The following is a 20,011-nucleotide window of genomic DNA, read 5'->3' as shown; positions in this document are numbered from 1 at the left end:
GGCTAGTAACTGTGTACTAACCATCAATAGCTATAGTGAGTCGATTAGAGCATTGGAATCGTTGATGCTAACAGCAATCCCGCCATGCCATAGTTGAAACTCTTGATACGTACTGGTGTTGTTAGCCAGTGTTGCAGTTGCTTGCCTGCTGCCGTCCAGAAGGTCACGGATGGCAAGTTAGCTAGCGTAAAAATAGCGGCGATGATTGCAAGCTCCCACCATGAACTGCCACTGCTATACACTGAAATCGCAGTCAGTGCCATTGACCAACCTTTAGGGTTTACCCACTGAAAACTTGCTGCGCCAATGAAGGTCATCGGCTTATAAGCTTCGGTGCTTTTGGCTTTACCGCTCAATGCTATCTTAATCGCAAGGTACACGAGGTAAGCAAGACTCAGGTATTTCAATATTTGGTGAGAGACAGGGTAAGCGTTGAAAATGCCCATCAAGCCGAAACCAACCAGCAGTAACATGGCTGCAAATCCCAGAGCAATTCCTAGCATGTGCGGAATGGTACGGGCAAAGCCAACATTGGCTCCTGATGTCATGAGCATGATGTTATTTGGACCTGGTGTGAAGGTCGAGACAAACGCAAACAAGGCAAGTGCGCTAAGTTGTTCTAAAGGCATTGTGATTCTCCAGCAGTAAAATGAACGAAGTGACTGACCGGTCATGACTTTCACGTGTTGAGAAACATAGTAGGTGGAAAGTGAGGCAATTATGTGCTTTTATTTCACTTATTATCACTAAATGCACAATAATAAGTACCTATGGATAGATTTGACGAAAGGATATTGCAAGAGCTTAAATTGGACGGCAGAATCTCCAACATTGAGCTTTCAGAACGAATTGGCTTGTCGGCTTCAGCGACCCTAAGGCGAGTACAAGATCTCGAACGTAAAGGTATCATTCAAGGTTACCGCGCAGTTTTGGATAATGGCCTAATGGGTGTCGGCTTTATTGCTTATGTTTCGATTGGTTTATCGAGTCACAGCAAATCGGCTCAACTAGAGTTTGAACAACATGTCAGCATGGAAAAAGAGGTAGTGGAATGCCACAACATTACCGGTGCTAACGAGTACTTGCTGAGAGTAGAAACCAAAGATCTGCCGGGCTATAAGAAGTTTCATGCCGATGTGCTTGGGGAGTGCGCTCAGGTTCAATCAATAACGACCATGGTTGTGATGGATACCCCCAAAGATGAACGCTAGTCGAGTTTTATTTCAGGAGAGGCGTAGTGCCAAATACTAATCAGTTGTTATTGTTCTTAGATGTCGTTCAACAAGGGTCGTTTACCAAAGCGGCAACCTTGCATGATATGGACAATTCATCACTCTCTAAACAGATAAAAAAACTCGAGCAAGACTTAGGTGTTCAGTTGCTCAACCGTTCTACGCGTTCGTTCTCGTTGACGTCGGCAGGGGAAGATATTCTCGCGCAAACCTATGTGCTGAAAGATACTATCAATCAAATCCAAGGTATTGCCGACTCGTACCAATCTGAACCCAAAGGTGTGCTACGAATTACGTCGCCTATCTATTTTGGTCAGCAATATCTGCAACCTATCATCACTCAGTTTATGAGAAAGTACCCAGATGTTCAGATCGTACTTTCACTGGACGATAAGATCGCCAACATCATTGCAGGGCAGTTTGATATCGCGTTTCGCTTCAGTAAGCTTGTTGAATCGAACTTGATTGCCAAGAAGATTGCCGACAGTAACTTTATGTTGGTCGCCTCGAACGACTTTGTGAAGCAGCATGGTGAGCCGAAGACACCACAAGATTTGCTCGCGTTACCCGCTGTAATTTATACCAATGGCGATATGACGGTCGATCATCTGCGTATCAGTGAAGAGCCGCATGGCAACACTTTCCAGAGCCTGACGATTCGTGGTAACTACAAGGTGAGTGATGTTCGTACTATGGTGTCTTGTGTGAAAGATGGCTTAGGTTATGGCTTCCTTGATCAATCAAATCTTTACGCCTCCATGAAAGAGTTGGGCTTAATGACACTGCTTCCTGACTACGCCATCTCAACAGCGGATACTGCTATATACGCCGTCTACCCACACCGTAAGCAGACCAAGCTAGTAAAAGAGTTCATCACCTCAGTGCAAGATTATATTGGGTCACCAACGATTTGGGAGAAGATGCAGCAAGATTAACGAGTTCTCTGCCATATCAAATCAAAAAAGAAGCCAGAACGTCACACGAACTGGCTTCTTTTTACTTTTCTAACGCTCACTAATTTACAATGTAAAGTTCAGCTATAGCTGGCGTGAGCGTCTCTTTTCCCACAAAGAGTGCCCTTTGATTGAAGTTAGTGGTTGTGAATCGCTTCCTTGCCACTTGGGTACGCTTTTGAACCCAGTACATGACCGTCGACTTCTTTACCATAGTAACCTTGGTGGTTGTGGTAACGCTTAGCATTGCCGGCAACATCACCCTTGTATCGTGGGTCTTGTGGGCGTTCATGGCTGTTCACAAAAGCTGCCACATCCCATGCATCTTGAATTGAAAGTTGCTGACTCTTACCAAGCGGCATGTTTTCGTAAATGAAATAAGCCGCTGTGTTTATACGGTGCATTCCTGCGCCCCAGTTAAACGCGTTCTCACCCCATAATGGTGGGAAGTAAGAGCGACCATCAGCTCCTTTAATGCCTTCGCCATTTTGACCATGACACGTTTGACAGCTGGTTTGGTAAACCTTCTCGCCACGTGCAATAGAAGGTTCTTGTTCTGGGTTGGCGATCCTAGGGTAGCCACGGCCTGCCAATTTGCTTCTGTCATCGATTGGGTATTTGATTAACAGCTCTTGAGGAAGAGGGAAGCTTTCTGCTTTACCACCGACTTGTAACTCTGCATCGCTGATCTCAGGGACGGGGGTGTCTTGCATACCGTTCTTATCTAAGATGCCACCCATCGCCAACCAGTAGGAGTAAGCGCTGAGTGCGACCAGTTCTTTTGAGTCTAAGGCTGGTGCGATTCCGTTCATTGAATAGGTGAAACAGCCTTGAATACGCTCAGCGTAGTTATTGACCTTGTCGTTTTTCTTACGGTAAGCGGGGTAGGCCATGTACGCCCCCCAAAGTGGCGCTGCATTGGGCTTCATGCCTGCTTGCATGTGGCAGTTAACACAGTTTTGTTCGTTGCCGACGTATTCGCCGCGCATCTGTTGCGAGTCAACAAACAGTGAGTAACCTAATTTTACTTTGTCGCCAAATTCTCCTGCTGGGATATCCACTAAGTCGCGTGGCACTAGGTACTTGTTGTCTTTCACTTTTTCGACGGCTGGCAGTTCGGTTTGACGATCAGGTAATTCACCATCGGCATAAGCGAGTCCAGAGGCAAGGGTTGCGGTGATTAAAAGTAGTGTTTTCATGCTAGCCCTTTAGTATCGAAAAGATGCGAAGTAGTAAGACAGGTTTTTGATCTCATCGTCGGTCAATTTGCCTGCGATGTTGCCCATCATGTTCAAGTCATCACCCTTGCGAGTGCCGTTTTTCCATGCGTTAAGCTGAGATTGAATGTAGTCGGCATGCTGGCTCGCAAGGCGTGGAAACTTGTCTACGCCCATTCCGCTTGGTCCGTGGCAGGTAGCACATGCTGGAATGTTTCGGTCCCAATCGCCTTGAAATACAAGCTTGCGATACGGGTTCTCGATATCCGCTTGCGAGCCACGCTGTTCTAAGTCCGTGAATTCGTATGAAGGGAGAGAGGCAAAGTATTCGGCAACTTCACGACGAATAGCAGGATCAGACACACCATCGGCCATGCCTTTCATGATCGCACTTTGACGTTCACCATTAGAGAATAGAATCAGTTGATGTTCGAGGTAATCGGCATTGAGCCCAGCAAGCATAGGGGCGATGTTGGGCATACCTTTCCCGTCAGCTTGATGGCACCCGCTACAGGTTTCTGCGGCTTCGGGCATAGGGTTAGGCGCTGCTTGTGCAAAACCGGATAAAGAAAGGCTTCCTAAAGCAGCGATGCAAAGCGTGAGAGTTTGAGTTTTTATATTCAGCTTAATCATGAGGCGTCGCTATTGGTTGTAATGCACGCATTTTCGGCATAATTGAGCACTTACGCTATTGTGGATTTCCACATTAATTCGCTTGGAACTTGAGGTAAATCTCACATTAACAACCTTAATCATCATGGTGGTATTTAGTGAGTCCCAAAAAGCTGATTCAAATCGCCGTTAACGAAATGCAAGGGAGCTGCCATGTTCGCCTCGGTGTAACTGCTTGTTAAGGCTCTTTTATGGCACCGATTATATAAGTATAGTGACTTTATGGAGACTGGCTAAAAATTGTGGCGTAGTGAAGACTGACTGACTGATTGCTTGGGGTAGGGCTGCCGTTCGAAAAACAGAGCAACCTCGAAGGACGAAGTTACTCTGTTGTGTTCCTAGTTACGAATGAGTAGGGACATGGTTGGATAAGTGCTTAAGTGAGATCTTACGGAGTTTAAATTAAACTTTGTAGATCTTAGCGGGAAGCGCTTGTCTTGCTGCTGCGCCCACCACCCAATCCAGCATGACGCCTTTGCCTTTTCTCGTCGGGTCAATTAAACCAATATCATTGATGTTAACGCCATCGTTTGACTTCATTTTTACCGGTTGCTGCATGTCCCCAATCCAGTGCGCACGTTCGCCGAGCTCTTTGTGTCCAAAGCCGTGTTCAAAGCCTAATGTGCCTTGTTTGATGCCATCAATCACCATCGCCAACGCGTGTGTGGTTGAACTCGGTGTTTCAATGGCAAATACGTCGCCTGTTTTGATGCCAGCAGAAGAGGCGTCTTGCGGGTGAATGTAAACTGGGTTCACGCCTTTGATCGACTCCAAACGTGGTGACAAGTTTGATACTGCACTGTGAATGTTGGATTTAAAGTTGGTTAGAGTAAATGGCCACTCTTTGGTCGGGAATTGCTCTGCTAAAGGTGTGCCGTCTGCCAGTTTCTGTGGATACCATGTCGGGCAACCCATGTACTGTTCACCACTGATGGTGTTGCGAGAAGTACCTAGCTTTTCATTCCAGATTGCCAATGGTTTGGTCCATTTGTACTTCATGGTTTCATTGGTGTAGGCATTGGTTGCGTCTTCAAAACGACCGCCACGTGCGAAGATATACGCCACTTTGAGCATCTCTTCTGGCTTAAGCGTTTTGTTCATCACAGGCACTAGGCGCTCTAGACCAGACCAAACGATATCTTCGGCATCTACATTCGGCACTCCGCCTTTAACGAACGCTAGATTAGCCGCAGAGCGTAGGTAGAAATCTTCCGCACTATGGATGCCGTGCCAGTTACCTTGGCTGTCTCTAATTACGTTATCGCCAAAGCCACCTAAGCCAAGTGTTTTCGCGACATCAATAAAGAAGTTCTCAAGGTTGATCGCGCGTCCATCTTGAGTGCGTGAGGTTTTAGGCTCAACTATCGGCCAACGAGCGGTGATCGCTTTGCTCGCAACGCCATGCCACGGTGTTGCCATGCCCCAGCTTTCGTAGGTTACTGTGTCTGGAACAAGGTAATCTGATAATGCTGTTGTTTCATTAATGAAAGCATCGATAGAGACGATCAAGCCAAGCTGTTTTGGATCTTTAAGCTTTTCACCCAACAGGTTATCTAACCCTGGCACGCCATAAAGTGGATTAGCCATGTGGTTGATCCACGCTTTTGCACGGTAAGGGTAGCCATCAATTGCAGCCGACAAGTGCTCGGTCAAAAGCGGCGCTGAGATTGGGTACCAAGGCGCGCGAGTCGGATAGGGTGATTCACCGGCAGCAACACGACGTTTGTATTCGCTAGTTTTTTGATACGGGAATTTGCTACGAGACAAGAACACGCCTTGAGGCTTAGTTTTACCTTTGAACTTGGTAAAGTCGTAACGTGGACCAGCAACAGAAGTCGGGTAGCCGCCCGCTTTTGCCATCGCACCACCTTTGGCGTTGATGTTACCTATCAGCGCGTTCAGCATCAGAATAGAGAACGAGTTGTAGAAGCCATTGGTGTGCATGTTGCCACCGTGAGTATCGACGACTGCTTTTGTACCGTAACTGGTGAAGCGTTTCGCCAGTGCAATAATTTGGTCTTGTGGAATTTCACACTGCTCACTGTAGTATGCAAGGTCATATTTGAAGGCTTCTTCCTTCAATCTTTGTAGAGAAGACTTAACACGAACGGTTTGACCATCGATTTCTACGTCTTGATCGACGAACATAGCCGCTTCATTCACCTGAATATGCGATGATAATAGTGACGTTGTCATATCTAGTGCGATGAATCCATCATCGTCAGACATCGGCTCACCTGTTTCTAGCAAACCAATATCCGATGCACGAAGCATGCGCCCGTTTTGTGGGTGTGCTTCGTCGCTGATCACGAGGTGAGATGCATTACACCAGTGGGTGGTGCCGGCTTTCTGCATCGCTTGCGCACTTGGGCGAGACAAGAAATCATGGTTGTAACGTTGGTTCTCGATGATCCATTGGATCATGCCCAATACTAATGCTGAATCGGTGCCCGGTTTGATCGGAAGCCAGTTGTTGCGATCGCCCGCGGAAAGGCTTGATGAACCTGCAGGAAGGCTTGGTGTCACAATGGTGTAGCTGAGTTTTCCATTGGTACGAGCCTCTGCCAGTTGTCTTGCTTGGCGCTTAAACGGGTTACCTGCTTGAGCTGGAGACATACCGATGAAAAGAATGAACTCAGCGTTATTAAAGTCGGGTTTTAAGTGCGAGAACTTGTCTAAATCATTCATGATCGCGCCAGAACCTGCACGGAATGCGTAGCCACAGTAAGAGCCGTGGTGACCGAAGTTTCGTGTACCGTAGCTGTTGAATGCAAAGCGCTTCAAGATGTCATCACGGCCTTCATTACCGGCATTAGTCACCAACAATTGGTTGGCTTTGGGGCCGTATTCAGGGTTGTTTGGATCAAGTGGTGTTTCGATATCGCGAATCGATCGTAAGCCTTCCACTTCGCCTTCACCGAACAAGTCACCACCTTCGGTGATCTCAGTGATTAGTTGCTCGTAGCTGATCGGTTCCCACTTGCCTTCACCACGTTTACCGACACGTTTGAGCGGTTGAGTGATTCGGTATGGGCTGTTTTGAATCTCTAACATGCCGTTACCACGGGCGCAGGCTGTCGAACGGTTATTGATACCGGATTCTCCAGACAAGCCAATGTAGGCGTCTTTTACCGGTGTTTTGAACGGGATTTGCTGATCACTTGATAGCGGATGGTAGGGATTGCCCGAGATACGCAAAATTTCGTCATTGCGATTATCGATACGTACACGCAAGCCACACAGTGTCCAGCAACCGAAACACATTGATGGTGCTACGCGCTGATTTGGATTCGGCGAGATCTTACCTTGTTTATCGACACTGTATTCCGTCTCTAACGAATTACCGTGGTGGATGTGGTTGGTTTTCTTACCCGCGGTGCCATCGATAGCACCGTGAACCATGTGTTTTGTGGTTGTCGCATAACCTGCAGCAAAAGCTCCAACACCACCGGCAGCAAGGCCTGTTTTCAAAAATTGACGACGTTTGTTATCCATGATGATTCCTCAGACTACAAGCTATGTGAGCGGTTAAGTGGTGACGATGTATTTTGGTTTGGCTTCGATGTTGTCTTTGGTGCAGAGCCAGTTGTTCTTGTAGATCCAACAGACACGATTTCAGAAGCGAACAACGCAAGTGCTAACCAGAGACCACACATACCGACAATTCCAAGTAAACCAGCGCTGCCCATTGGCAATTCATAAGGGAATGCACCTACATCAAAACGTGGAATGGTTTGAACTTCCATCATGGTTACCCAGCGTACTGCCCATGCTGAAACTATGGTGGCAAGTGCGACACAGATAATTCCTAGCTTGCTTTGAGATAAGCGCTGCAGCGGAAGAACTAAGATCATGCACAGCAAAATGCTGGTGGTCATGATGCCTAAATTAATGCCCCAAGCGTCGTCCTCATACAGGTTGAAGTGACCATGGTTAGATGCCCAAATCGACGTAAGAATGATGGCAAGGCCGCCTGTTAAGGTAATGGTTCTTTGTACTAGAGCGAGGTCTGTTGGTTTCAAGCTAGGCTTGCTTGAAGGCAGCAGAGCCCAAATCAACAACGTTAAACCCGTTGCAGCAAAGAATGCGGTCGTAAACCAAAGCAGCGGAGAGGCCGGTTGATGCCAAAGCGGGCGACTTGCCAAAATTGCAATCTCGGCACCTGTGTAAAGCGCGATACTTAAGCCAGAAATAGCCGTCGCAGCAGCGAGTGCAATCATCAGTTTTGTTGAAACCTGCCATTGACCTAGGGTTAGCCAAGACAAACGTTTTAGAAGTGGGTTTTCACTCTCTTTAAGTTGTGCGATGTCATCACGCAAGTAAACCCAAGCCGTCGCGACAGCCAGACCAGAGAACAGAGGGAGAAACAGAGAACCTAGAGACATCCACGACCAAGGCGTGATGTGAGCGTAGAAGTGCCACGCCCGTCCAGGTTGGTGTAAGTCACCAGTAAGGGCTAATGGTCCAACAATCGCGCTAATCGCCATCACAAGCACAAGGGCAGAACGGAATTGATGGCTGGTAGAGTTTTTGAAGAACAGTGCAATCAAAAACAGAATAGCCGCTGCGTAAGCTGAACCAATATAGAAGAAATATTGAACCGCCCACGGTAGCCAAGCAATCTCTTGAGCGGGAACTAACACCTCGGTGATATTCATGCTGTCTCTCCTTGTTTGCTAGAAGATGAGTTATCAATGGCGGCAGGATCATAAATCGCAGGTTGGCCTTCAATGTGACTAACGAATCGCTCGTTCATGCCGATATAGAAAACATGTGGGTTGGTATTCTGCTCTGGTTTAAGCACCTTGATGTCGTCTTGGTTTTCATTGAGCAGGCGGTTAATTTCGCTGTTTGGGTCTTTGAGGTCACCAATGACACGCGCGCCACCAACACAGGTTTCTACACAGGCGGGCAGCAAGCCATCTTCAAGGCGGTGTGCGCAGAAGGTGCATTTGTCTGCGGTAAGGGTGTCGTTATTGATGAATCGAGCGTCGTAAGGGCAGGCTTGAACGCAGTAAGCACAGGCTACGCAGCGTTCATTGTCGACCATCACGATGCCATCTGCGCGTTGGAAGGTCGCTTGAACTGGACAAACCTTGATGCAGGGAGCGTTGTCACAGTGATTACAGAGGCGAGGCAACATGAAAGATTTCACGTCTTGTTGAGCAGTCGAACCATCATCAAGGGAGACTTCATACTGTTTTACGGTGGTTCTGAACTGGCCGATTGGTGCTTGGTTTTCAACGCTACAACCCACTGTACATGCCTGACAGCCCACACATTTACGTAAATCAACCGCCATGGCGTAGCGTTTACCTATTTCGCCTTTGCGGTCAGGTTGGTTGTTATTGCGAATGGCTGTGCTTGCGACTGCGGTATTGATTCCGGTAATGGGAATGAGTGCAGCACCCGCGGAAACGTTGCCGAACTGGCTGAGAAACCGTCTTTTCAATGAGTCCATATTGGTACCTATAAATGGGTATTGGTTCTGTTGAGTTCATTGTCAGATTTTGACCCTACACGGGGTATTGTGGATTTCCACATTCCCAGATCAAAGTTGATCTAGAACAAATGTGGTTTTCGCTATCTAGCTGTTATGCTTTATTTAAAAGTGCTTCAACGCGTTGATAAATCATTGAATAGGTAACCCGATTGAATAAAGAGATGTCCATGACCGCTCGCAACCTCATCACATTCATCAGTACGTGCTGGCTGAGCTTGAGTGCAGGTAATTGTGTCGCTGCTCAAACGGAGCCCGTTTCGGTAGCGATAAATACGATTGAATCAGAACAGACGATTGAAGTGGGTGTTTTAGCTATCAGGGGCAAACTTGCAGCGCAACAACGCTGGCAACCAACGATGGACTGGTTGTCTGAGCGTATCCCGGGAAAACACTTTGTTCTCAAGCCCTTTAACTTGGAAGAGATGGCCGAAGCGGTAAAGAAGGTCGAGGTCGATTTTGTAATCACTAATCCAGGTCAGGCGGTTCGTTTAGGACGTCAGTATGACCTCTCTTGGATGGCGACTATGACTAGCCACAACTACAACGATCAAGGTGTGAGCAGCACGCGTAGTATCGGGTCTGCATTAGTGGTCAGAAGAATGTCACCTTATATCTCTCTAGAACAATTGAGCGGTAAGCCGATTGCGGCAGTATCTGAAAATGCTTTTGGTGGTTACCTCACTATGCGTTACCAAGTGATGCAACAAGGGCTCAACCCCAATCACTTTTTCTCTAATACTCAGTTCTTAGGTTTCCCTATTGATGCCAGCTTGTATCAACTGCGTGAAGGGCACATTGAAGCTGCGGTGGTGCCTGCGTGTTTGGTCGAGAGCATGATCAGCGAAGGTTTACTGGTGGCTAGTCAATATCGTGTTATCGACAATGAAGCACCAGAAGGGTTCCGATGTCAGGTGTCTACGCCTTTGTACCCTAACTGGTCGTTTGCCAAAACAGAGCGAGCCTCTTCTTCACTGGCTAAGCAAATGAGTCAGGTGCTATTTGCGATGCCGAAAAGCAGCGCGCCTGCCATTGCAGCGAATGCCTCAGGCTGGACTTCACCAACCAGTTTGCTGCCTATCGACAAGCTCTACCAACAACTCGACATGCATCCACTACAACAACCTTGGTGGAAAGAAGCGTTAATCTGGCTCAAGTACAATCAGCAATGGGCATGGGCGTTTTTCTTGCTAGTGGTGTTCTTGAATGCTTACCACTTTTGGCTGGAGTACAAGTTCAGTCGCAGCAAAAAGCAGTTAGAAGCGACACTTAACAAGCTAAAGAGTAAGAGTGAACAGTTAGAACATTCTCAACGCATTGCAGTCGTGGGCGAACTGGGGAGCAGCCTCGCACATGAGATCAATCAACCTTTGGCGGCTATTCGAAACTACAGTGAAGGTGGTCTGCTGCGTATTTCCAAAAACAAACCAATCACCGACATTGAGCCTGTCTTTGAGAAGATCCAATCACAAGTGGATCGTGCAGACGCGATCATTCAGCGCCTAAGAAACATGATAAAAAAACGCTCAGCAGAGAAGTCTCAGACAGATATTGAGCAGTTACTAACAGACACCATTGAGTTACTGCAATTCCGATTACAGAAGCACAAGATCAGCATTGAACGTTATGCGGTGGGCAAACCTATCAAGCTAAATGTTGACCCAGTGGGCTTGCAACAGGTAGTTGTAAACCTGATCAACAATGCGACTGATGCGTGTAATGCTCAGATGCATCGCGAACAAAGCGCTATGTCTGATATTGGCAACAAAAATAACGAACCATCGACAATTAAAGTGATTACCGAGTATCAACCGGATAAAATGATGTTGTCGATTATCGACAACGGCACGGGCTTAGATTTCACTGAACAAGAAGTGACTCAAGCTTTTGTGAGCAGCAAAGAAAACGGCTTGGGGTTAGGGCTCGCGATTTGCCAAGATGTCATTGAAGATCACAGTGGGCAAATGACGATCACGTCACTTACCCCACATGGATGTCATGTTGCGGTGACACTGCCTTTCTCTCTTTCACGTGATTCATAAGGAATCTTGTTATGTCTGAACTTCATCAAAGGCTTCCTGTTTATGTGGTTGATGACGATGAGTCGATGCGCGACTCGTTGGTGTTCCTATTAGAAGAGCATGATTTCACCGTGTCAGCTTTTGAAGATGGCCCGAGTTTTTTGGACTCAGTAGATTTGAGTGCACCGGGGTGTGTGGTATTAGACAGCCGAATGCCAGAGATGAGAGGGCAGCAAGTTCATGAGTTTATGGTGAAAGCGCAGAGCCCACTGTCGGTGATTTACCTGACGGGCCATGGTGATGTGCCAATGGCGGTTGAAGCCCTACAAGCTGGCGCGGTTAACTTCTTTCAAAAGCCTGTCAAAGGTAATGAGTTAGCCGAGGCAATCAAACAAGGTTTGGACGCTTCTGAAAAGCACTTACAAATGAATGTGTATCGCCAAGCGTACGCATCGTTAACCGAGCGTGAGATAGACATCCTCAAACAAATTATCGACGGCAAGCGTAACCAGAAAATTGCTGATGAATTGTGCATCGCCATGAGAACTGTGGAAGTACACCGAGCGAGTTTGATGAAGAAGTTTTCTGCGAAAACAGTTGCTGAGCTAGCATACATTTATGGGCAGCTTACCTAAGCATAGATGTAAGGTATTAGGGATGGGGAATCATTACTTTTACCACTGATTCTCTGATGACAGGTGGTCTTCATCAGTAATCGATATTGAAGCAAGATCACACCATTTATGGAGTGCATAAGGATGGGTCTTAGGAGGCTTTTTATCGCTATGTATTCCTGAGATACTGAACTAAGTTCATTTTAGGGCGGAACGTTTTAATAACGGCGCGTTTCCCTGTAATTCGAAACATTCACTATAGGTTGATAACTCCTCGATACCGAGGCTGATATCAGCCGAGTTAGGTTAAAATATTTTATGAGTACAATGGGAATCGCAATTGGTGCGACGGCTCTTTCGTTAATACTTGTCGCGGTGTGGCTGATCTCTTTATCGCTAAGAAAGCAGCGCTTGGAACAAGAACGTAAGGCTCGTGCTGTCGCTTACCGAAAAGCGATTGAAAAAGCGCGCATACAAGAGCAAAAAGAGCGTCACTTTAAAGCCGAAACTGGGCATGTACCGTCGATTCTGTATTTGGCTAAAGAAGCTGAACGTAACAATATTAAGGAAGCTCTGTATTGGTACGACAAAGCGGCGCAACTCGATAATATCAATGGTATGTACGGCATTGTACGCCTAAGCATGAAGCGCAAAGAAGACCTGATTTTAAGAGAGAAAGCCAACTTTTGGCAGCTAGCAATCTCTGCTTTAGACAATGATGTATCGGCGAAATTCGAGATGGGTAAAGCGCTCGTCTTTGGTCGTGGAACCGATAAGAACATCCCTAAAGGCTATACCTATATCGAAGAGTCTGCGGCTGGTGGTAATACCGAAGCGATGTTGTTTATCGGTGACTGGTGTCTAGATAAAGAAAATCCAGATTATTCTGCTGAGAGCTCTGTTGAGTGGTACCAAAAAGCCGCCGAAAAAAATAACCTAGACGGCAAGATCAAACTGGGTATGAGCTATTTGAACGGTGTGGGTGTTGAGCCTAACCATGGCGAGGCTGTTTACTGGTTTGAGACGGCTGCAGAAAAGAACAGTGCAGAAGCGATGTTTAGAGCGGGCGAAGCATGGATCGACCATGGCGAACACGGTAATGCCATCGCTTATATCTGGTTATTCCTCTCAGCTCATTTTGGTTACTCAGAAGCAAAGCATTTAAGGGATAAGGTCGGCGGGGAGCTTGGTGTGGATGCCGTCGTGGGCTTGCAGGCTCTGACTAAGCCGATAATGACTAAGCTGACACAAGAAGCAATCACTAAGCACTCAATAATTAAAGCGCTCAATAAGCTCTACAAACGCAATGTACCTGTTCCTAAGAAAGTGAAAGAAGTGCTCGATGAAGAAGGTAACGAGTTGAATGTAGATACGAGTCGCATAGAGACTCAAGCGCCTAGTGAGCAAGAGACTAACGTTGATTATAGCCAACAGGTGAATATCGAGCAGGTACCAACAGATAAACAAGCTAGTCAGAATAGTGGTTCTCTAGACTTTAGTCAGTCTGCGGTTGACTCTAGCTGGAACAGAAACCAGTAAGTTGTGCTCATTAGCTGTGTACGATTCTCTATGGAGCAACTTGCGATTAGTCGACATATAGCTTTAGCTCTAATCGAGAAACTCAAGGCAACAAAAAGGGAAGCTGATGCTTCCCTTTTTATTTATGTGCTATTTGCTTTTAGAGCTTAGAGCTTAGAGCTTAGAGCTTAGAGCTAATACCTAAGAGCTTATTAAGCTTTGTTTTGTTCAGCTTTACATACAGCCGCAGTGAACACGACGTCAGTTGAGCTGTTAAGCGCTGTTTCAGCTGAATCTTGAATCACACCGATAATGAAACCAACCGCTACAACCTGCATCGCTACATCGTTAGAAATACCGAATAGGCCACATGCTAGTGGGATAAGCAGTAGTGAACCGCCAGCAACACCCGATGCGCCACATGCCGATACTGCAGCAACAAGGCTTAGTAGAATCGCCGTGAAGATATCAATCTCAATACCCATTGTGTGTACAGCTGCAAGTGTCAACACAGTGATGGTGATTGCAGCACCCGCCATGTTGATTGTTGCACCTAGTGGGATAGATACAGAGTAAGTATCTTCGTCTAGGTTTAGTTTCTTACAAAGGTTCATGTTCACTGGGATGTTTGCAGCACTTGAACGAGTGAAAAATGCCGTTACACCAGATTCACGAATACATTGCAGTACAAGTGGGTATGGATTCTGTTTTGTCTTTACAAAGACAAGCAGTGGGTTAACCACAAGAGCAATAATCAGCATTGAGCTTAGTAGAACCGCTAGAAGTTGACCGTAGCTTGCAAGTGCATCGAAGCCCGTTGTTGCGAATGTTGTCGAAACAAGACCGAAGATACCGAATGGCGCAAGACGAATAATGAAGCGAACAATGTGTGAAACACTGTGGCTAAGGTCTTCGAAAACTGCTTTGGTTGTTGCAGATGCGTGGTGCAGTGCAAGACCAAGGCCGATTGCCCAAGCAAGAATACCGATGTAGTTCGCGTTCATTAGCGCGCTAACTGGATTATCTACAAGTTTGAATAATAGGGTATGAAGAACTTCCGCAATACCTTGAGGTGGGTTAGCACCTTCAGCGCCAGCAACCAGTGTCAAAGTGGTCGGGAACATGAAGCTCAATACTACTGCGGTCAGTGCAGCAGAGAACGTACCAATCAGGTAAAGCACAATGATTGGACGCATATGGGTATGCTGACCTTTCTTTTGGTTTGCGATAGAAGCTGCAACAAGAATGAATACTAAAATTGGGGCAACAGCTTTCAGAGCACCAACAAACAGACTACCTAGTAGGCCTGCGTCTTGAGCTGTTGAAGGAGAAACCATGGCGAGAACGACACCGAAAACAATACCAGCAAGGATCTGTAGAACGAGATTTCCACGAGCGATGCGGGCGAGCATGTTGTGATTTTGCATAAAATACCTGCAATTGTTAATTTATTATAGTGATGTATCTTTTTATAAAGTTGTACCAAATCCGACTATACACTAGTGGAATGGGCGGTCATATTAGCGGGATCTAAGAGGGTGTCTAGGAATAGTTTACTTTTAGGGTGATTGTTTGCGCTACGTGGTGTTTTTAGAGCTAAATGTTAAATAAATGTATTCTTAATGGGCTATAAATCTGCAATGTGGCATTTGGTTAACTCATTATAGTGAAAACATCGAAATGTAAATCACTACTAATAAGAACATTGTGTGCATAAATAGTCACACTACGACCAAGTTGAAACAAAAAGCCCCACGTCTTTAATAAGGTGGGGCTTAGTTGTTTAAATAAAGCTTATTGTGATTACCTCAAGGGTTTAGTCAGAAGCTTTTTTAATGTTGCGGCTTTCTGATTGCACGGTTTTGTACATCTTGGAAAGCTGTTTGCTGTTCGCGCGTTGCTCTGCCAATGAGGCGCCATTTCTGGCTTGCTCTCGCAATAGCTTTTGATAGTTATTAAATCGTCGTTCGGACAACTCACCACTCTCAATAGCTTTGCGTATTTTGCACCCTGGCTCTGATTCATGATGACAATCAGAGAATCGGCAATGCATGGCTAACTCTTCGACATCAGAAAAGGTTTCACTCACGCCTTCAGCGCAGTCTGCAAGTTGTAGCTCTCGCATTCCTGGAGTATCGAGCAGTAAACCACCTGATGTTAGCAAGTGGAGTGAGCGTGATGTAGTTGTATGACGGCCTTTACTGTCGTCTTCACGAATACCACCGGTCGCTTGCTGAGTTTCACCGAGCAATGAATTGACGAGCGTAGATTTTCCGACGCCAGACGAACCCATCAAAGCAACAGTTTTGCCCGTTTTACACCAAGGTGACAATACTTGAGTTGAGTCTTGGTCTAGGCTGTTTACCGCTTCGATCATTAGCATAGAATCTAAGCTTTGCACTTGTTGTACTTTGTATTGGTAGTCGTCACACAAGTCTTTCTTGGTGAGTACGATAACGGCTTCAACGTGCGTCTCATTCGCGAGAGCGAGATAACGCTCGATGCGGCTTAGATTAAAGTCGTTATTTAACGAAACCACGATAAAAACGGTGTCGATATTGGCTGAAATATATTGTTCAGCTACGCGACTGCCAGCAGCTTTACGGCGGAAGAGCGATTGACGGTCTAGTAAGCGGTCGAATTGCAGATCAGAGTTCAAAATCACCCAGTCGCCAACGGTCATTGCCGGTTGGTTTTGGTGGATGGGTAGAACAATTTCACCTTGCTCTGATGCTAATGTATAGCCACTGCGGTGATGTGCGACGATACGAGCAATGGCGGAATGGTCATAGTCTTCGAGTGTCAGTTGTTGTTGGAATACAGGTTGCCATCCAAGTTGTTGAAGTGACATTGGATGAGAAAATGCGTTTTGTGAATTCATGTCTATTTACCCAGACGTGCGAGCTTTGATGGTATGAATTTAAAAGCGTCGAAACGTCAAAAATGCTTTAGAGTTTGGGTCGAATTCAAATAGATAGGACCCCGGATTGATTCATGCGTCATGTGCATGCCTTGATCATGTGCGAGCAAGTGTAAACCGGGTAAAAGTGTGCGGTCGTCAATGGATGACGATAAGTTGGTAGCTCGGTGTTTAAGTTTGATTAACCAAACAAATTAACGCGTTACTTTTACTGCCAGTTTTAGTGTGTTCATTACAATCATCTTCTATTCTCCTTGGTTATTAATGTGGTCAGGCTTTGAATAAAAAGCGAGCTCAGTTTAGCAAAAAGCCACGATGGCGAGAAGTCATCGTGGCTTAATTTATTTCATTGATTGTGAATCCGATTAGTGATGATCGTGATTCATCTTTTTCATGCCGCTCATTACTTTCTTAACTGGCGCTTCAAAGGTTTGCGTTTCACCGTTAGCGAAAGTCAGAGTCATCTCGATCTGCTCACCTTCTTTTAGACCATCTTTTAGGTCGAACAACATAATGTGCAGGCTGCCAGGTTTAAGTACCGCTTCACCATTCGCAGGAATTGTGATCTCATGAACTTGGCGCATCTTCATTACGTCGCCATCAACGATAACATCATGAAGCTCTACTTTGCCTGCTGCGGGTGTAGTCGCAGAAACAATAGCGCGATCTTTGTCACTGTGGTTCATCAGAGTCGTGAATACCGCGCTGTTCACTGCTGAAGGCGGTGTTGCACGTGCGTACGCGTCGTGAACCATAATGTCGCTATTCGCGTGAGCAAAGGGAGTGAGCAATAAGCCTGCTAGAGCAAGTGCTTTTAACTTCATGTTGTTGTCCTTAATTTTTATGTTTTGGTCTGGGACCTGACTTTAGGTTTGAACTTTATTCGTTAAGTTCTTTGTTGTTACGTTTTACTGCGTCAGCTTGTTGATAGCGTCAACAATTGGTGCAGGTGTTAACGTGTGCGGTACTTTAGTAATCAAGGTACCGTCGGGCTTTAAAAAATAAAAATATGAGCTGTGGTCAAGGGTATATTCCAACTCTGAACCTTCAAGCTTGGTCTTTCTGAAAATAACACCGTAGTTATGTGCAAGCGTTGTTGTCACATCTAACGGGCCACTTAACCCTTCCATCATTGGGTGGAAGTATTGTGCGTATTCGTAAGAAGCTTCTGCGGCGTCACGCTCAGGGTCAAGCGAGACAAACATCGGGCGAATCTTCGCTTTTGCTTCGTCAGAGACTTGGTTAAGTGCGCCAGCTAACATTGCTAGTGAGGTAGGGCAGACATCTGGGCAGCGTGTGAAACCGAAGTAAACGATACGGATTCTGTCATCGGTTTGGTCAAAGATTTCCGTTGGCTGGTTATCTTTACCGAAAAGAGTCGTTGCGGAGAACTCTTGTTTTGCAGCGTGTTTTTCTTGAGTTTCGTTTTGCCCATCAAGATAACTTTTGATACCAAAGCCAAGTACAAAAGCAACAACCAATGCTAACGACCAATTTCTACTCATCTTGCCATCCTTATTGCAGGGTTTACAGTATCGACACCATCAGTGAGCTCACCGATCCATGTCATCTTATCTAAAGTGCATACAGGTAAAATCACATCACCTTCATAGGTATTATTGCCAATGCTCTTTAATTGAAAACGAGCAGATCCCATTTCCATTTCTAAGCCAATAAGCGACAGCATTAATGTGTCAGAAGCTGCGCCTTCCCAAACTACTTTGATTTTGCTTGGAACGAGTGGCTGAGCCGTTTCACTATCGAGTGTCATCGCAACCGCATTTTGCTCACACGATGTGGTTGAAAGCATGCAGTAATCATCTAAGTTAACGTCAGCAGAGGCTTGCTCCATCGCTGATTTAAATTGCTGAATTGCTTGCGGCCCATAAAAGCCTGCCACGAGAGCGATCCCAACAGCAGCAACCTTTAATGCAGAGTGCATGTCGTGTTCTCATCTAATTTTATAAGAGCGGCGATGTTATCATACCCCTCAATACGTGCTTGTATCAAAAAGCAATTTTGTGCGTATGGTAGAACTAAAAAAGCGAAGCCATTGGCTTCGCTTTTGTCTGCTTAATAGAGAGGTGAACTTAGTATTTCTAAGTTCTATCCGTTCTGAACATGTTCCAGAAGTACGCCGAATGATTAGTCAGCGTTACGCTCTGCAAATTTCTCTAGCCCTAGAACTAAGGCAATGGCTACAAGCATCATCACAATTGCCAACACCAACTGAGAAGGTTGAGAGGTTACCGCTTCGAAATTGAACGGAGATAGGTTCTCTTGAATAAGTGGTACTTGCTCACCTTTCGAGTTGATGCGCCAGCTAATGGTCTCTTTCCACGGCCAAATCTTAGGTAGCGTACCGATCATCAAACCGGTTAAGAACACAAGCGTGAAGTCGCGGAATGAACGCAATAGCCAAGACAGTACATGTGAGAAAGTCAGTAGACCAATCACACAGCCGCCAAGGAATAGGGCAAGCACATCGATTTGAAACGATTTAACGGCGCCAAGTACTGGGCCATACATGCCAATTAGAAGCAGGATAAAGCTGCCTGAAATACCCGGTAAAATCATCGCGCAGATCGCAATCGCACCCGCAATCAGAACATTGATGCTGGTTGGTTCCATTTGCAGCGGCTTAAGCACGGTAATGCTGTAAGCGAAAGCAATGCCAAGCAGTAAAAACACGAATCGAATCATATCGCGCTTTTCTACTTGCTTAAGAATATGGAAAACCGACACCAATATCAGGCCAAAGAAGAAAGACCACAGTGGAACGGGGTGGGTGACCAACAACCAAGAAATCAGTTTTGCAAATGTCGCAATGCTCGTGAATACGCCTGCGAACAGTGAAATTAGGAAGAAACCATTGATGTGATTAAACGCGGCTTTGAAGCCTTCACGTTTCCATAAGCCAAGTACGCTAGGGTTAATTCTTCGAATGCTTTCTAGCAGCGTATCGTAGATACCAGTGATGAATGCGATGGTTCCGCCCGACACGCCAGGAACAACGTCTGCTGCGCCCATCGCCATGCCTTTGAAAAAAGTACTTAAGTAGTTCATTGCTTCATAGAGTTGAGGGTGATTTTGTGCAGTATACAAACTTTAGTGTAAAAAAAGTATGAATATGCCATTGGGGAAGGGCTTTTATTACTCTCTTAACTGTAAGGCAATAAGTTGAAGTGAACATTTGCCTAACATTTAAAATACAACCACTTAGTAATTTGTCATTAACAGCAGAGATGAAACTGATCTCTTATCGATATTGCATCTTGGTTGCATTATGCAAATGCACTTTGCAATTCGCATGACAAATTCATGGTTTTTATGCGATGCAGGGCTTATAAAACGTCGAATAAAA

General features: G+C 45.9%; 17 protein-coding genes. 5 read left to right on the top strand and 12 right to left on the bottom strand.

The window, feature by feature from the left end; translation table 11 throughout:
• Positions 1-44 precede the first annotated feature (44 nt).
• Positions 45-629, bottom strand: a complete 585-nt coding sequence (locus QQ041_RS10515; RefSeq protein WP_146491027.1) for a LysE family translocator — start codon at positions 627-629, stop codon at positions 45-47.
• A gap of 141 nt (positions 630-770) precedes the next feature.
• Here QQ041_RS10515 and QQ041_RS10510 point away from each other — a divergent pair, with 141 nt between their 5' ends.
• Both QQ041_RS10510 and QQ041_RS10505 read left to right on the top strand, forming a co-directional pair.
• A complete protein-coding gene (locus QQ041_RS10510; protein WP_010431662.1) occupies positions 771-1,211 on the top strand; it encodes an Lrp/AsnC family transcriptional regulator in 441 nt (146 codons plus the stop codon).
• Between the two features lie 26 nt (positions 1,212-1,237).
• Positions 1,238-2,167: a LysR family transcriptional regulator gene (locus QQ041_RS10505; RefSeq protein ID WP_285953851.1), complete on the top strand. Its 930-nt coding sequence runs from the start codon at positions 1,238-1,240 to the stop codon at positions 2,165-2,167.
• Between the two features lie 155 nt (positions 2,168-2,322).
• On the opposite strand, the gene QQ041_RS10500 is transcribed toward QQ041_RS10505, so the two are convergent.
• The 5 genes from QQ041_RS10500 to dsrO form a co-directional block, all read right to left on the bottom strand.
• A complete protein-coding gene (locus QQ041_RS10500) occupies positions 2,323-3,384 on the bottom strand; it encodes a c-type cytochrome (protein ID WP_146491024.1) in 1,062 nt (353 codons plus the stop codon).
• Positions 3,385-3,393: 9 nt separating this feature from the next.
• Positions 3,394-4,035 carry a cytochrome c gene (locus QQ041_RS10495; protein ID WP_285953850.1) on the bottom strand — a complete coding sequence of 214 codons (642 nt, stop codon included), beginning with the start codon at positions 4,033-4,035 and terminating at the stop codon, positions 3,394-3,396.
• Positions 4,036-4,476: 441 nt separating this feature from the next.
• Positions 4,477-7,569 carry a tetrathionate reductase subunit A gene (locus tag QQ041_RS10490; RefSeq protein ID WP_285953849.1) on the bottom strand — a complete coding sequence of 1,031 codons (3,093 nt, stop codon included), beginning with the start codon at positions 7,567-7,569 and terminating at the stop codon, positions 4,477-4,479.
• 14 nt (positions 7,570-7,583) lie between these two features.
• Positions 7,584-8,732 (bottom strand): NrfD/PsrC family molybdoenzyme membrane anchor subunit, encoded by a 1,149-nt coding sequence (gene nrfD / locus QQ041_RS10485; RefSeq protein WP_285953848.1) that lies wholly within the window; start codon positions 8,730-8,732, stop codon positions 7,584-7,586.
• Entirely contained in the window at positions 8,729-9,535 is an 807-nt protein-coding gene (gene dsrO / locus QQ041_RS10480) for a sulfate reduction electron transfer complex DsrMKJOP subunit DsrO (RefSeq protein ID WP_285953847.1), read from the bottom strand. The genes nrfD and dsrO overlap by 4 nt, the downstream gene beginning before the upstream one ends.
• 209 nt (positions 9,536-9,744) lie before the next feature.
• Here dsrO and QQ041_RS10475 point away from each other — a divergent pair, with 209 nt between their 5' ends.
• From QQ041_RS10475 to QQ041_RS10465, 3 genes are all read left to right on the top strand, one after another.
• Entirely contained in the window at positions 9,745-11,616 is a 1,872-nt protein-coding gene (locus QQ041_RS10475) for a sensor histidine kinase (protein WP_285953846.1), read from the top strand.
• Positions 11,617-11,627: 11 nt separating this feature from the next.
• A complete protein-coding gene (locus QQ041_RS10470; RefSeq protein WP_146491018.1) occupies positions 11,628-12,230 on the top strand; it encodes a response regulator transcription factor in 603 nt (200 codons plus the stop codon).
• A 306-nt stretch (positions 12,231-12,536) separates the two neighbouring features.
• Positions 12,537-13,748, top strand: a complete 1,212-nt coding sequence (locus QQ041_RS10465; RefSeq protein ID WP_285953934.1) for a tetratricopeptide repeat protein — start codon at positions 12,537-12,539, stop codon at positions 13,746-13,748.
• Positions 13,749-13,939: 191 nt separating this feature from the next.
• On the opposite strand, the gene sstT is transcribed toward QQ041_RS10465, so the two are convergent.
• The 6 genes from sstT to QQ041_RS10435 all read right to left on the bottom strand — a co-directional run bounded on the left by sstT (position 13,940) and on the right by QQ041_RS10435 (position 19,713).
• Positions 13,940-15,154: a serine/threonine transporter SstT gene (gene sstT / locus QQ041_RS10460; protein ID WP_285953845.1), complete on the bottom strand. Its 1,215-nt coding sequence runs from the start codon at positions 15,152-15,154 to the stop codon at positions 13,940-13,942.
• Between the two features lie 389 nt (positions 15,155-15,543).
• A complete protein-coding gene (gene rsgA, locus QQ041_RS10455; protein ID WP_285953844.1) occupies positions 15,544-16,608 on the bottom strand; it encodes a ribosome small subunit-dependent GTPase A in 1,065 nt (354 codons plus the stop codon).
• 404 nt (positions 16,609-17,012) lie between these two features.
• Positions 17,013-17,471 carry a copper chaperone PCu(A)C gene (locus QQ041_RS10450; protein ID WP_146491016.1) on the bottom strand — a complete coding sequence of 153 codons (459 nt, stop codon included), beginning with the start codon at positions 17,469-17,471 and terminating at the stop codon, positions 17,013-17,015.
• An 84-nt stretch (positions 17,472-17,555) separates the two neighbouring features.
• Positions 17,556-18,152, bottom strand: a complete 597-nt coding sequence (locus QQ041_RS10445; protein ID WP_285953843.1) for an SCO family protein — start codon at positions 18,150-18,152, stop codon at positions 17,556-17,558.
• Complete coding sequence (locus QQ041_RS10440; protein WP_285953842.1) at positions 18,149-18,589, bottom strand: hypothetical protein; 441 nt, start codon at positions 18,587-18,589, stop codon at positions 18,149-18,151. The genes QQ041_RS10445 and QQ041_RS10440 overlap by 4 nt, the downstream gene beginning before the upstream one ends.
• A gap of 203 nt (positions 18,590-18,792) precedes the next feature.
• Positions 18,793-19,713, bottom strand: a complete 921-nt coding sequence (locus QQ041_RS10435; protein WP_285953841.1) for a DUF368 domain-containing protein — start codon at positions 19,711-19,713, stop codon at positions 18,793-18,795.
• Positions 19,714-20,011: the final 298 nt, after the last annotated feature.

It is taken from the genome of Vibrio sp. TMPB1044 (assembly GCF_030442075.1).
Classification (GTDB): Bacteria; Pseudomonadota; Gammaproteobacteria; order Enterobacterales; family Vibrionaceae; genus Vibrio; species Vibrio satsumensis.
This window is presented reverse-complemented; position numbering and strand designations above follow the sequence as displayed.